Here is a 13177-nt window from a genome sequence, read left to right as displayed (position 1 = left end):
GTGCCGCTCCCCCCCGCAATGCCCGAGGCAGCCCCCATGACCCAGACCTTTGAAATCGCCGTGATCGGCGCCACCGGCACCGTGGGTGAAACCCTGGTGCAGATCCTCGAAGAGCTGGACTTCCCGGTGGGCACCCTGTACTTGCTGGCCGGCAGCAACTCGGCGGGCGCCTCCGTGCCGTTTCGTGGCAAGAACGTGCGGGTCAAGGAGGTCGACGCGTTCGACTTCAAGCAGGTGCAACTGGCGTTTTTTGCCGCTGGCCCGGCGGTAACCCTGAGTTTCGCCCCGCGCGCCACCGCCGCCGGTTGCGCGGTGATCGACCTGTCCGGCGCCTTGCCGGCCGCCCAGGCGCCGCAGGTTGTTCCGGAGGCCAATGCCCACGTGCTTGAGGCGCTGAAAAAGCCCTTTCAGCTCGCCAGCCCGAGCCCGTCCGCCACTCACCTGGCGGTAGTCCTCGCGCCGCTGCGCGGTTTGCTGGATATCCAGCGCGTCAGCGTCACCGCCAACCTGGCCATGTCCTCGCAGGGCCGCGAAGCCGTCAGCGAGCTGGCCCGTCAGACCGCCGAGTTGCTGAACATGCGCCCGTTGGAACCCACGTTCTTCGACCGGCAAGTGGCCTTCAACGTGTTGGCACAAGTCGGCACGCCGGACGCCCAGGGGCATACGGACCTGGAGAAACGTCTCGTGCACGAATTGCGCGCAGTCCTGGAAACGCCTTCGCTGAAGATTTCCGCAACCTGCATTCAAGCCCCGGTGTTTTTTGGCGATAGCCTGAGTGTGTCGCTGCAACTGGGCGGCGCCGTCGATCTGGCGGCGGTCAATCAAGCCTTGGAAGCAGCGCCGGGCATTGAGCTGGTTGACGAAGGGGATTTTCCTACAGCCGTCGGTGATGCGGTGGGCCAGGATGTGGTCTACGTCGGCCGCGTCCGGGCGGGCATCGATGACCCGGCGGAACTAAATCTGTGGCTGACGTCAGATAACGTACGCAAAGGCTCAGCCCTTAACGCCGTACAGCTGGCGCAGTTGTTGATAAAAGACCTTGTGTAAAAGATACTTGGCGGCAATTTGTAGATTGATTCTAGTCAGGCGCTATGCTTGGCCCCAAGCAGGACAGAAGCGCGTCGGTAACCTATCGGCTCGCCATGCCTTATGGCAGCGGTTACCAACCTTCTCGCAGGCCGGGGAGTGTTCAAACAAAGGATGAGGCTATGGTTCAAGTTCGCAAACTGGTGTTAGCAATAGCGGCCGCATCGGCGCTGTCCTCCGGTATGGCGCAGGCACTTCAGTTGGGGGAAATGACCCTCAAGTCGAAGTTGAATCAGCCGTTGTCGGTGGAAATCGAATTGCTCGATGTCGGTGGCCTCACCGCGTCCGAGATCACCCCGAGCCTGGCGTCGTCCCAGGCGTTTGTGGATGCAGGCGTTGATCGCCAGGCGTTCTTGAATGACCTGACGTTTACCCCCGTGGTCAACCCGAGCGGGCGCAGCGTGGTGCGCGTCACCTCCAGCAAGCCGCTGCCGGATTCCTACGTGCGCTTCCTGTTGCAGGTGCAGTGGCCAAACGGCCGCTTGATGCGTGACTACAGCGTATTGCTCGACCCGGCCAAGTTCGACCAGCCAGCGCCGACCGCCGCTGCCCCGGCATCGCGCCTGTCAGCCCCGGCCACCAGTCGCGCGCCTGCAGCGGGTGCGCCGGCGCAGCACACCACCACTTCTCGCGACACCCTGTGGGAAATTGCCGCCCAGCACCGAAATGGCGGCTCGGTTCAGCAGACCATGCTGGCCATCCAGGCGCTGAACCCGGATGCGTTTATCGACGGCAACATCAACCGCCTGAAAACCGGCCAAGTGTTGCGCCTGCCGGACACCGTGCAAATTACTGCGTTGCCGCAACCGCAGGCTATCGCCGAGGTGAGCGCGCAGAACGCTGCCTGGCGCGAGGGCCGTCGTACCGTCTCCAACCAGCCTGCGGGCAAGCAGCAACTGGATGCCACCAAGCGCACCCAGGCCGGCAATGCACCGTCGAGCACCAATGCCAAGGATAACCTGAGCCTGGTCTCGGCCGATGCTCGAAAGGGCGCCAAGGGCAAGGCCGGTGACAGCCAGTCCGTGAACGACAAACTGGCGATGACCCAGGAGCAACTGGACACCACCCGCCGCGACAACGATGAGTTGAAAAGCCGTGCGGCTGACTTGCAGAGCCAACTGGACAAGTTGCAAAAGCTGATCCAGCTGAAAAACGATCAACTGGCCCGCTTGCAGGCTGAAAAGGGCGACCCGGCCGCGGTGGCTGCGGCGGCGATTCCGGCTCAGTTGGCGACCGACCCTGCGGCCGCTGCTCCCGCTGCGCCGACAACCACGCCGGCAGCCACTCCAGCACCTGCCGCCCCGGCGCCTGAGGCGGTCACGCCAGATGCCGCGCCTGCGGCGACCGCTGAGAATAAATTTAACGAGCTGCTGACCAACCCGATCGTTCTGGGTGTGATCGGCGGTGCTGCCGGTCTCCTGGTACTGCTGCTTTTGCTGCTGTGGGCGCGCCATCGCAACGCTCGCCGCGAAGAAGAGAAACACCTGCGCATGGCACGGGAGCTGGCTGAAGAACCGGCGTTCACCTCCGACATCCACCAGGACCTGCCGCCGGACAGTTTCGAAGGCCTAGAAGTACCTCCGCCGAGCGTCAAGCTGGCGGCTGCCCCGGCACCTGCTCCCGTTCCGGCCCCAGCAGCCGAGCCGGTTCCGACCGTTGCCTCCGTGCTTGCACCGCTCGCCGTGGCCGTGGCGCCGCTGAACTCCAGCGATGCACTGGCCCAGGCGCAATCCCATATTGACCGTGGGCACCTGAACCAGGCTGCCGACGTGCTGGAGCAGGCGATCAAGCGCGAGCCCAAGCGCAGTGAGCTGCGCTTGAAGTTGATGGAGGTCTACGGCCTGCAAAACAACAAGGACGGCTTCGTTGGCCAGGAGCGTCAACTGGTCGCCAATGGTGAAAACCATGCCCAGGTTGAACAGCTCAAGGGCCGTTTCCCGGCGATGGCCGTGCTGGCGGCCGGTGTCAGTGCGGCGGTTGCCGCGGCGGCCCTGGATGCGCAATACGTCAAGGATCTGTTGGAAGACAAGCCGCAGGCCCCTGAACCGGAAGCCTTCGACACCGATTTCGACCTGAGCCTGGATGAACCTGCAGCGCAGGACGATGAGCTGAGTTTTGAAGCGTTGCTGCAACAGCAGACCGAGGCCAAGGCCGCTCCGGATGACTTGTCGGACTTCGACCTGGACCTGCAACTGGAAGATCCGGCCTCGGAACCCTCCGACGATGACTTCCTGTCGGGCCTGGATGACCCGCTCAAAGACGCGTCCGAGCCGCCGACCCTCACCCCGGCGGCACTGGACGATTTTGACTTGCCGGAAGATTTCGACCTGTCCCTGGCGGAGGAGCCAGAGGCTTCTACCGCCGACCCTTTTGCTTCCGAGCTCAATGATGTGAATGCCGAGCTGGACCGGTTGTCCCAGAGCCTGGAGCATCCTTCCTTCACCGCCGAAGACGCGGCACTGGGCGGTGATGAACCCGAGTTCGACTTCCTGTCCGGTACCGACGAAGTGGCCACCAAGCTCGACCTGGCTCAGGCCTACATCGACATGGGGGATGCCGACGGCGCACGGGATATTCTCTCCGAAGTGCTCACCGAAGGTGACGAAGCCCAGCGTGGCGAGGCCAAGGAAATGCTCGGACGCATTTAAAGGGCGGCGCCTGTCCAGTGCGGGAGCGGGCTTGCTCGCTCTTGCATTCTGCGTCGCATCAATCCCCAACAAAAGCGCCCACCGCGCTCGCGTGCCCCTTATAATGGCGGCCTTTGCGCAACTCATCGGGCTCTCAGTTCTTGGCAAATATAGATAACGCGGCCGCCGAAATGGCGGCCGCAGGCTTTTCCCGCATCGCCTTGGGCGTTGAATACAAAGGGTCGCGCTATCGCGGCTGGCAGCGTCAGGCGTCTGGCGTGCTGACGGTGCAGGAAACCCTGGAAAAAGCGCTGTCCAAAGTCGCTGACTCACCAGTGTCGCTGATGTGCGCCGGGCGCACGGATGCGGGTGTGCACGCATGCGGCCAAGTGGTGCACTTCGACACCCAGGCCGAACGCTCGATGAAGGCGTGGGTGATGGGTGCCAATATCAATTTGCCCCACGACGTCAGTGTCAGCTGGGCCAAGGTCATGCCAGCGCATTTTCATGCGCGCTTCAAGGCCATTGCGCGGCGTTACCGCTACGTGATCTACAACGACCAGATCCGTCCGGCGCACCTCAACGAAGAAATCACCTGGAATCACCGTCCGCTGGACGCCGAGCGCATGGCCGAGGCCGCGCAGCACTTGGTGGGCGTGCATGACTTCAGTGCCTTCCGTGCCGGCCAGTGCCAGGCCAAGTCGCCGATCAAGGAAGTCCACCACCTGCGGGTGACGCGTCACGGCAAGATGATCGTGCTGGACATCCGCGCCGGGGCGTTCCTGCACCATATGGTGCGCAACATTGCCGGCGTGCTGATGACCATCGGTACCGGCGAGCGCCCGGTGGAGTGGGCAAAGGAAGTATTGGAGAGCCGCATTCGCCGTACGGGCGGCGTCACGGCCCATCCCTTCGGCCTGTACCTGGTGGACGTGGAGTACCGCGACGAGTTCGAGCTGCCGGAACGGTTCATCGGGCCACACTTCCTCACAGGTTTCAGCGAACTTGGCGGCTGACGCCCGGAAAAGCTTTTGTTACCATCCGGGACTTTCTCGGTCCAATCCCTGAGGTTTCCACGACATGCCAGCCGTTCGCAGCAAGATTTGCGGGATTACCCGCATAGAAGACGCGCTGGCGGCAGTGGAGGCGGGGGCGGATGCGATTGGCTTGGTGTTTTATGCCAAGAGCCCGCGGGCGGTGAATGTGTTGCAGGCGCGGGCGATCATCGCTGCGCTGCCTCCGTTTGTGACCACCGTGGGCTTATTCGTCAATGCCAGTCGTTGCGAACTCAACGAAACCCTGGATGCTGTGCCGCTGGACCTGCTGCAGTTTCACGGCGACGAAACCCCGGAGGAGTGCGAGAGCTACCAGCGTCCGTACATCAAGGCGCTGCGCGTCAAGGCTGGCGATGATATCGCCGCAGCCTGCGCTGCCTACACCGGCGCGCGTGGAATCCTGCTGGATACCTACGTCGAAGGTGTGCCGGGGGGCACGGGGGAGGCGTTTGACTGGTCGTTGATCCCCGCGGGGTTGAGCAAGCCGCTCGTCCTGGCTGGTGGGTTGAACCCTGCGAATGTCGCTTCGGCCATCGAACAGGTTCGGCCTTATGCCGTGGATGTCAGCGGTGGCGTGGAGCAGGGCAAGGGCATCAAGGACCACGGCAAGATTCGCGCATTCATGCAGGCTGTGCGCGGGATGTGACGGCTGGCAGTCTGCCGCCGTCCATAACTACCACTGTGTAAAACAGCCCGGCGCCGCCTGTGGGTGGCCCGGAAATGAAGTGGCAACCTTGCGCTGGCAGGTTGTCTGGAAGGCTGAGGAAGCTTGCGGGAAATGGCCGGTCGAACGCCTGACCCCGTCCTGCAAGTGTCATCGCCACATATGAATTTAGCTCAAGGGCATACGCGGGGCTGTGTTCAAGCCACCGGTACTGGAGAAAGAAAGCATGAGCAACTGGTTAGTAGACAAACTGATCCCTTCGATCATGCGTTCCGAGGTAAAGAAAAGCTCGGTTCCTGAAGGTCTGTGGCACAAGTGCCCATCCTGCGACGCGGTGCTGTACCGCCCGGAGCTGGAAAAGACCCTGGACGTTTGCCCCAAGTGCAACCATCACATGCGTATCGGCGCCCGCGCCCGTATCGACATCTTCCTGGATGCCGATGGCCGTGCCGAGCTGGGTGCCGACCTGGAGCCGGTTGACCGTCTCAAGTTCCGCGACAGCAAGAAGTACAAGGACCGTCTCGTCGGTGCGCAGAAGCAGACCGGTGAGAAAGACGCGCTGATCTCTGTCAGCGGCAAGCTGCTGGGCATGCCCGTGGTGGTCTCGGCGTTCGAATTCTCCTTCATGGGCGGTTCCATGGGTGCCATCGTCGGCGAGCGCTTCGTGCGCGCGGCCAACTACGCCCTGGAAAACCGTTGCCCGATGATCTGCTTCGCCGCCTCAGGTGGTGCGCGCATGCAGGAAGCCCTGATCTCCCTGATGCAAATGGCCAAGACCTCCGCCGTGCTGGCGCGGCTGCGTGAAGAAGGTATCCCGTTCATCTCCGTACTGACCGACCCGGTCTACGGCGGCGTTTCCGCCAGCCTGGCGATGCTGGGTGACATGATCGTCGGCGAGCCAAAGGCCCTGATCGGCTTTGCCGGCCCGCGTGTGATCGAGCAGACCGTGCGTGAAAAACTGCCGGAAGGCTTCCAGCGCAGCGAGTTCCTGCTGGAGCACGGCGCCATCGACCTGATCATCCCGCGTGGTGAGCTGCGTCCACGCCTGGGTAACCTGCTGGCACAAATGATGGGCCTGCCGACGCCTGTGTATGTCGCACCCAAGGTAGAGCCGATTGTCGTGCCGCCGGTGCCTGCAAACCTATGACCCAACGTACCCTGGGCGAATGGCTCGCCTACCTTGAGCAGTTGCATCCGTCCGCCATCGACATGGGCCTGGAGCGCTCGCAACAGGTAGCGGCCCGCCTGGGGTTGGGCCGCCCGGCACCGCGTGTGATCACGGTGACCGGCACCAACGGCAAAGGCTCTACCTGTGCCTTTGTCGCGGCGCTGCTGCAAGCCCAAGGGCTGAAGGTTGGCGTCTACAATTCCCCGCACCTGCTGCGCTACAACGAGCGGGTGCAACTCAATGGCGTCGAAGCCACTGATGAGCAACTCTGCGAAGCCTTTGCCGCGCTCGACGTAGGCCGTGGCGATACTTCCCTCACGTATTTCGAGATGGGCACCTTGGCGGCGTTCTGGCTGTTCGAGCGCGCGCAACTGGATGTGGTCGTGCTGGAAGTGGGCTTGGGTGGGCGCCTGGACACGGTCAACGTGGTGGATGCCGACCTGGCGCTGGTCACCAGTATCGGCGTCGACCATGCCGATTACCTCGGGAATACCCGCGAATCCGTGGCCTACGAAAAGGCGGGCATTTTCCGCGCGGGCAAGCCTGCGCTGTGTGGCGATATCGATCCTCCGCAGACCTTGCTCGACAAGGTGCGCGCGCTGGATTGCCCGTTCTTCCTGCGAGGTCGCGAGTTCGACCTGGAGATCGGTGATCGGCACTGGCAGTGGCGCGGGCGCGATGCCCGGGGTGGGGAAGTACAGCTGCGCGACTTGCCGCTGCTGAACCTGCCGATGGAAAACGCCGCGCTGGCGCTGCAGGCCTATCTGTTGCTCGATCTGCCCTGGGATGCCACGCACATTGCCGCGACATTGCTGGCAACCCGCGTCGTGGGGCGCCTGGATCGTCGCGCCTTCGTTTGGCAAGGCAAACGCCTTAACCTGCTGCTGGATGTGGGCCATAACCCCCATGCAGCCGAGTACCTGAAGCAGCGCCTGGCGCGCACGCCGCCCATCGGTCGTCGCCTTGCGGTGTTTGGCCTGCTGGCCGACAAGGACCTGGAAGGCGTGATCGCGCCATTGCTGGGCAGCGTCCAGAGTTGGGCTGTTGCGCCGCTGGATTCGCCGCGCAGCCGTCCAGCGGGCGAGCTGGAGATGGCTTTGCAGAACCTTGGTGCGCCGGCGACGTCGTATGCAAGCGTGACCGCTGCCCTCGAGGCGCAGTGTGCGGTGGCGACGGCCGAGGACGAGATTCTGTTGTTCGGATCATTTTATTGTGTTGCCGAGGCGCTTGAGTGGTTGGCCCGGCGCTCCACGGAGGAAGCTGCACATGGCATTACTGGATAGCGCTTACAAGCAGCGAATGGTCGGGGCCCTGGTTCTGGTGGCATTGGCGGTGATTTTCCTGCCAATGCTGTTCTCCCGTCAGGATGAAGAGCGTCAGGTCGTCGTTGAGGCGCCGGCTGCGCCACAGGCCCCGGCGGTGCCGCAAGTGCAGGTCGAACCGGTGGTGGTGCCCGAGCCTCAGGCCCTGCCGGAAGCCGAGCCGGTGCCGAGCGCTGAAGAAATGGCTGCCCAGCAGGCGCCGACCATGCCGGTGCAACCCAGCGTACCGGTGGTCAAGCCGGCTGCGCCTGTTGCGGCGGCGAAGCCCGCTGCACCAGCGCCTGCGCCCAAACCTGTGGCCCCGCAACCGGCCGCACCGGGCAAGCCGGATGTGGGTCAGAGCCGTATCGACCCGAATGGCTTGCCGATCAGTTGGTCGATCCAGGTGGCCAGTCTTGGCAATCGCGAAGGTGCCGATGCCTTGCAGAAGAAGCTCCGTTCCCAGGGCTACAATGCGTATATCCGCAGTGCCGATGGCAAAAACCGGGTGTTTATCGGCCCGCTGATCGAGCGTGCCGAGGCGGATCGCCTGCGGGATCTGCTTGATCGCCAGCAGAACTTGAAGGGTTTCGTGACCCGGTTCCAGCCTGAGCGCGGCTAACAAGTAGGGCGATGCAGTCAAAATGTGGGAGGGGGCTTGCCCCCTCCCACATTAGTTTTATGGGTGGGTTGAAATAGAGTAGGTTCGTCACAAACTACTGTTTTGCACAGCGGTCGCAATCACTGCTTACCGATAGCCCATCGCTCTGCTAAAATCCGCCGCCTTATCCGTATGTAGGCTGTACTGTGCCATTTTCCTGGGTTGATTGGGCGATCGTTGCAATCGTCGCTGTCTCCGCTTTGATCAGTCTGAGCCGCGGCTTTGTAAAAGAAGCACTGTCGCTGCTGACCTGGATCATCGCAGGAGTCGTTGCCTGGATGTTCGGTGGTTCACTGTCGGTCTACTTGGCCGGATACATCGAGACACCTTCGGCTCGCGTCATCGCGGGCTGCGCCATCATGTTCATCGCCACGCTGCTGGTGGGGGCAATGGTCAATTATCTTATTGGCGAGTTGATACGCGTCACCGGCCTCTCCGGGACCGATCGATTTCTCGGCATGGCGTTCGGCGCCGCGCGTGGCGCGTTGCTCGTGGTTGTGGCGGTCGGGCTGTTGAGCCTGGGGCCGGTACAGCAGGATTCGTGGTGGCAGGAGTCTGTACTCGTGCCAAAATTTCTATTGGTTGCAGATTGGTCCAAGAACCTGATTCTGGGGTGGAGCAGTCAGTGGCTGGCCAGCGGAATCAGCGTACCCGCTGATATTCCGTTCAAGGAACACCTCTTACCGGCCAAAACGCCTCAGTAAGCTGTGTTCAGTCAAGATTCATTAAGTAGGGGTTGCGTCGCATGTGTGGCATCGTCGGTATCGTCGGTAAGTCGAACGTCAATCAGGCGCTGTATGACGCGCTAACCGTCCTCCAGCACCGCGGCCAGGACGCTGCCGGTATTGTGACCAGCCATGACGGCCGGTTATTCCTGCGCAAGGACAATGGCCTGGTGCGTGACGTGTTCCATCAGCGTCACATGCAGCGCCTCGTCGGGCACATGGGCATTGGCCATGTGCGTTACCCGACTGCCGGTAGCTCGACTTCGGCCGAAGCTCAACCGTTCTACGTCAACTCGCCTTACGGCATCACCCTGGCGCATAACGGCAACCTGACCAACGTTGAACAGCTGGCCAAGGAGATTTACGAATCGGACCTGCGCCACGTCAACACCAGTTCCGACTCGGAAGTCCTGCTCAACGTGTTCGCCCACGAGCTGGCCCAGCGCGGCAAGCTGCAGCCGACCGAAGAAGACGTGTTCGCCGCCGTCACCGACGTGCACAACCGTTGCGTCGGTGGTTACGCGGTCGTCGCGATGATCACCGGTTACGGCATCGTGGGTTTCCGTGACCCGCACGGCATCCGTCCGATCGTGTTCGGCCAGCGTCACACCGACGAAGGCGTCGAGTACATGATCGCCTCTGAAAGCGTGTCCCTTGACGTGCTGGGCTTCACCCTGATCCGCGACCTCGCGCCGGGCGAAGCGGTGTACATCACCGAAGACGGCAAGCTGCACACCCGTCAGTGCGCGGTTGCGCCGAAACTCACCCCGTGCATCTTCGAACACGTCTACCTGGCGCGCCCGGATTCGATCATCGATGGTGTTTCGGTCTACAAGGCCCGTCTGCGTATGGGTGAAAAGCTGGCCGAGAAGATCCTGCGCGAGCGTCCTGAGCACGATATCGATGTAGTGATCCCGATCCCGGACACCAGCCGTACTGCTGCGCTGGAACTGGCTAACCACCTGGGCGTCAAGTTCCGTGAAGGCTTCGTGAAGAACCGCTACATCGGCCGTACCTTCATCATGCCGGGCCAAGCGGCGCGCAAGAAGTCGGTACGCCAGAAGCTCAACGCCATCGAGCTGGAGTTCCGCGGCAAGAACGTGATGCTGGTGGATGACTCCATCGTGCGTGGCACCACCTGCAAGCAGATCATCCAGATGGCCCGCGAAGCCGGTGCGAAGAACGTGTACTTCTGTTCTGCCGCCCCCGCCGTGCGGTACCCGAACGTGTACGGCATCGACATGCCGAGCGCCCACGAACTGATCGCCCACAACCGTTCGACCCAGGACGTTGCCGACCTCATCGGCGCCGACTGGCTGATCTATCAGGACCTGCCGGACCTGATCGAGGCCGTCGGGGGTGGCAAGATCAAGATCGACCAATTCGACTGCGCCGTGTTCGACGGCAAGTACGTGACCGGTGATGTCGACGAGGCCTACCTGGACAAGATCGAGCAGGCGCGAAACGACTCGTCGAAGATCAAGACCCAGGCGGTCAGCGCGATCATCGATCTGTACAACAACTGAGTTGACACCGGCCCTGAGGGGCCGGTTTTGTATCTTAAATAAAGAATTGAGTAAGGAGTGGCAGCATGAGTCAGGAATGGGATGCCGGTCGGTTGGACAGCGACCTCGATGGCGTAGCTTTCGATACCCTGGCTGTGCGCGCCGGTCAGCACCGCACGCCGGAAGCCGAGCATGGCGACCCGATGTTCTTCACGTCCAGCTACGTGTTCCGCACCGCTGCCGATGCGGCGGCGCGCTTTGCTGGCGAAGTGCCGGGCAATGTTTATTCGCGTTACACCAACCCGACCGTGCGGGCGTTCGAAGAGCGTCTCGCCGCGCTGGAAGGTGCCGAGCAGGCGGTGGCCACGGCCACCGGCATGGCCGCGATCCTGGCGGTGGTGATGAGCCTGTGCAACGCCGGTGACCACGTGTTGGTGTCGCGCAGTGTGTTCGGTTCGACCATCAGCCTGTTCGAGAAGTATTTCAAGCGCTTCGGTATCGAAGTCGACTACGTGCCCCTGGCGGACCTGTCCGGCTGGGACGCGGCGATCAAGTCGAACACCAAGCTGCTGTTTGTCGAGTCGCCGTCCAACCCGCTGGCTGAATTGGTGGACATCACCGCGCTGTCCGAAGTGGCGCATGCCAAGGGCGCGATGCTGGTGGTGGACAATTGCTTCTGCACGCCCGCCTTGCAGCAGCCGTTGAAGCTGGGCGCAGACATTGTCGTGCACTCGGCCACCAAGTTCATCGACGGCCAGGGCCGCTGCATGGGCGGTGTGGTGGCCGGTCGTGGCGAGCAGATGAAAGAAATTGTCGGCTTCCTGCGTACCGCGGGCCCGACCTTGAGCCCGTTCAACGCGTGGATCTTCCTCAAGGGCCTGGAAACCCTCAACCTGCGGATGAAGGCACATTGCGCCAACGCCCAGGCGCTGGCCGAGTGGCTGGAGCAGCAGGACGGTATCGAGAAAGTGCACTACGCCGGCCTCAAGAGCCATCCGCAGCACGCGTTGGCCCAGCGCCAGCAGCGCGGCTTCGGTGCTGTGGTGAGCTTTGAAGTGAAAGGGGGCAAGGAGGGCGCCTGGCGCTTTATCGATGCGACCCGCCTGATCTCCATCACCGCGAACCTGGGTGACAGCAAGACCACCATCACGCACCCAAGCACCACGTCCCACGGGCGCCTGGCGCCGCAGGAGCGTGAAGCGGCCGGTATCCGCGACAGCCTGATCCGCATTGCAGTGGGCCTGGAAGACGTCGCCGACTTGCAGGCTGACCTGGCTCGCGGGTTCGCGGCGTTGTGATCGAGTGGTCCCTGGAGGCTGCGACGGCCAGTAACGGGCGCGTCGCGCTGGTGACCGGTGCAGCGCGTGGTATCGGCCTCGGCATCGCCGCGTGGCTGATCAGCGAAGGCTGGCAAGTGGTGTTGACGGACCTGGACCGCGAGCGCGGGGCCAAGGTCTCGAAGGTATTGGGTGACAATGCCTGGTTCATCACCATGGACGTGGCCGACGAGAAGCAGGTGGCCCAGGGCGTTGCAGAGGTCCTGGGGCAATTTGGGCGCCTGGATGCGCTGGTGTGCAATGCGGCGGTGGCCGAGCCGCACAACATCACCCTCGAAAGCCTGGATTTGGCCTACTGGAATCGGGTGCTGGCGGTAAACCTCAGTGGGCCGATGCTGTTGGCCAAGCACTGTGCGCCGTACCTGCGCGCCCATGGCGGTGCGATCGTCAACCTGGCGTCGACCCGGGCGCGGCAGTCGGAGCCCGACACCGAGGCCTATGCGGCGAGCAAGGGTGGCCTGTTGGCGCTGACCCATGCGCTGGCCATGAGCCTTGGACCGGAAGTGCGGGTGAATGCCGTAAGCCCTGGCTGGATCGATGCGCGTGATCCAGCGGTACGCCGTGCTGAACCGTTGACCGACGTCGATCATGCCCAGCATCCGGCGGGCAGGGTGGGTACGGTAGAGGACGTGGCGGCGATGGTGGCGTGGTTGCTGTCGCGCCAGGCCGGGTTTGTCACCGGGCAGGAGTTTGTCGTGGACGGTGGCATGAGCAAGAAGATGATTTACAGCGAGTAAGGCGGGTGCCTGTCTTGAAGAAATTTTGTCTTTTTCAGAAAAACTTCAAGCAGGCTATTGACTTAGGTCCGTTACCTGCGTAAATTTCGCGGCCTCAACGAAGCAAAGGGTGATTAGCTCAGCTGGGAGAGCATCTGCCTTACAAGCAGAGGGTCGGCGGTTCGATCCCGTCATCACCCACCACTTCTTGAGAGTTTTACCTTCGGGTGAGACGCAACGTTAAAGGTTGCACCGACGCGCAGCGGTAGTTCAGTCGGTTAGAATACCGGCCTGTCACGCCGGGGGTCGCGGGTTCGAGTCCCGTCCGCTGC

At 62.6% G+C, this 13177-nt stretch carries 11 protein-coding genes and 2 tRNA genes; all 13 read left to right on the top strand.

The window, feature by feature from the left end; genetic code table 11:
• Positions 1-36: 36 nt before the first annotated feature.
• Positions 37-1047, top strand: a complete 1011-nt coding sequence (locus tag CQ041_RS25875) for an aspartate-semialdehyde dehydrogenase (RefSeq protein ID WP_105525219.1) — start codon at positions 37-39, stop codon at positions 1045-1047.
• A gap of 161 nt (positions 1048-1208) precedes the next feature.
• Positions 1209-3734, top strand: a complete 2526-nt coding sequence (locus CQ041_RS25870) for a FimV/HubP family polar landmark protein (RefSeq protein ID WP_105525218.1) — start codon at positions 1209-1211, stop codon at positions 3732-3734.
• A gap of 170 nt (positions 3735-3904) precedes the next feature.
• Positions 3905-4729 carry a tRNA pseudouridine(38-40) synthase TruA gene (gene truA, locus CQ041_RS25865; protein WP_105525217.1) on the top strand — a complete coding sequence of 275 codons (825 nt, stop codon included), beginning with the start codon at positions 3905-3907 and terminating at the stop codon, positions 4727-4729.
• 64 nt (positions 4730-4793) lie between these two features.
• Positions 4794-5414: a phosphoribosylanthranilate isomerase gene (locus CQ041_RS25860; protein ID WP_105525216.1), complete on the top strand. Its 621-nt coding sequence runs from the start codon at positions 4794-4796 to the stop codon at positions 5412-5414.
• 244 nt (positions 5415-5658) lie between these two features.
• Positions 5659-6579 carry an acetyl-CoA carboxylase, carboxyltransferase subunit beta gene (gene accD / locus CQ041_RS25855; RefSeq protein WP_105525215.1) on the top strand — a complete coding sequence of 307 codons (921 nt, stop codon included), beginning with the start codon at positions 5659-5661 and terminating at the stop codon, positions 6577-6579.
• Positions 6576-7883 carry a bifunctional tetrahydrofolate synthase/dihydrofolate synthase gene (gene folC, locus CQ041_RS25850; protein ID WP_105525214.1) on the top strand — a complete coding sequence of 436 codons (1308 nt, stop codon included), beginning with the start codon at positions 6576-6578 and terminating at the stop codon, positions 7881-7883. Before accD ends, folC begins: the two co-directional genes overlap by 4 nt.
• Entirely contained in the window at positions 7867-8523 is a 657-nt protein-coding gene (locus CQ041_RS25845) for an SPOR domain-containing protein (protein ID WP_105525213.1), read from the top strand. The genes folC and CQ041_RS25845 overlap by 17 nt, the downstream gene beginning before the upstream one ends.
• A gap of 185 nt (positions 8524-8708) precedes the next feature.
• Positions 8709-9266 (top strand): CvpA family protein, encoded by a 558-nt coding sequence (locus CQ041_RS25840; RefSeq protein WP_105525212.1) that lies wholly within the window; start codon positions 8709-8711, stop codon positions 9264-9266.
• A gap of 41 nt (positions 9267-9307) precedes the next feature.
• The gene (gene purF / locus CQ041_RS25835) at positions 9308-10813 is read left to right on the top strand and encodes an amidophosphoribosyltransferase (protein ID WP_105525211.1); all 1506 of its coding nucleotides are present in this window, start codon (positions 9308-9310) and stop codon (positions 10811-10813) included.
• Between the two features lie 65 nt (positions 10814-10878).
• Entirely contained in the window at positions 10879-12090 is a 1212-nt protein-coding gene (locus tag CQ041_RS25830) for an O-succinylhomoserine sulfhydrylase (protein WP_105525210.1), read from the top strand.
• Positions 12091-12101: 11 nt separating this feature from the next.
• Positions 12102-12866, top strand: a complete 765-nt coding sequence (locus tag CQ041_RS25825; protein WP_105525220.1) for an SDR family oxidoreductase — start codon at positions 12102-12104, stop codon at positions 12864-12866.
• 107 nt (positions 12867-12973) lie between these two features.
• Positions 12974-13049, top strand: a tRNA-Val gene (locus tag CQ041_RS25820).
• Positions 13050-13104: 55 nt separating this feature from the next.
• A tRNA-Asp gene (locus tag CQ041_RS25815) sits at positions 13105-13177 on the top strand.

Origin of the sequence: Pseudomonas sp. MYb60 (genome assembly GCF_002979555.1) — a bacterium.
Classification (GTDB): Bacteria; Pseudomonadota; Gammaproteobacteria; order Pseudomonadales; family Pseudomonadaceae; genus Aquipseudomonas.
Note: the sequence above shows the minus strand (reverse complement) of the source record. Positions and strands in the feature narration are given on the sequence as shown.

Bases quoted from the DNA above. Each gene is read 5' to 3' on its own strand.
- CQ041_RS25870 (WP_105525218.1), top strand. From the start codon at position 1,209: ATGGTTCAAGTTCGCAAACTGGTGTTAGCAATAGCGGCCGCATCGGCG.
- truA (WP_105525217.1), top strand. From the start codon at position 3,905: ATGGCGGCCGCAGGCTTTTCCCGCATCGCCTTGGGCGTTGAATACAAA.
- accD (WP_105525215.1), top strand. From the start codon at position 5,659: ATGAGCAACTGGTTAGTAGACAAACTGATCCCTTCGATCATGCGTTCC.
- CQ041_RS25830 (WP_105525210.1), top strand. From the start codon at position 10,879: ATGAGTCAGGAATGGGATGCCGGTCGGTTGGACAGCGACCTCGATGGC.
- folC (WP_105525214.1), top strand. From the start codon at position 6,576: ATGACCCAACGTACCCTGGGCGAATGGCTCGCCTACCTTGAGCAGTTG.
- purF (WP_105525211.1), top strand. From the start codon at position 9,308: ATGTGTGGCATCGTCGGTATCGTCGGTAAGTCGAACGTCAATCAGGCG.
- CQ041_RS25845 (WP_105525213.1), top strand. From the start codon at position 7,867: ATGGCATTACTGGATAGCGCTTACAAGCAGCGAATGGTCGGGGCCCTG.
- CQ041_RS25875 (WP_105525219.1), top strand. From the start codon at position 37: ATGACCCAGACCTTTGAAATCGCCGTGATCGGCGCCACCGGCACCGTG.
- CQ041_RS25860 (WP_105525216.1), top strand. From the start codon at position 4,794: ATGCCAGCCGTTCGCAGCAAGATTTGCGGGATTACCCGCATAGAAGAC.